We start from the raw sequence: 370 nt of genomic DNA, 5'->3' as shown, positions 1-370 counted from the left end.
CAGGCTCTGGGCTGCTCCCCGTTCGCTCGCCGCTACTGGGGGAATCTCGGTTGATTTCTTTTCCTCGGGGTACTTAGATGTTTCAGTTCCCCCGGTTCGCTTCGCAGCACTATGTATTCATGCTGCGATGATGCACTGAGTGCACCGGGTTTCCCCATTCGGACATCGCCGGCTGTAGCGGTTCATATCACCTTGCCGGCGCTTTTCGCAGATTAGCACGTCCTTCATCGCCTCTGACTGCCAGGGCATCCACCGTGTACGCTTGGTCGCTTAACCTCACAACCCACAGGCGTTTTGACACGCTCGTGAATCGCGATAATCTTGAGACCCGGCCGCATCGTTCTGCCACCCTTATTACGGAGGGTGACCG

Annotated in this window: 1 rRNA gene (only partly in view); it reads right to left on the bottom strand. The window is 57.0% G+C overall.

From position 1 onward, the window contains the following. Positions 1-276: ribosomal RNA gene (locus tag BBA90_RS19425) — 23S ribosomal RNA — on the bottom strand; it reaches 4,707 nt to the left of the window's first position. Positions 277-370 lie beyond the last annotated feature (94 nt).

This window comes from Pantoea eucrina (assembly GCF_001691555.1).
GTDB lineage: Bacteria > Pseudomonadota > Gammaproteobacteria > Enterobacterales > Enterobacteriaceae > Pantoea > Pantoea borealis.
This window is presented reverse-complemented; position numbering and strand designations above follow the sequence as displayed.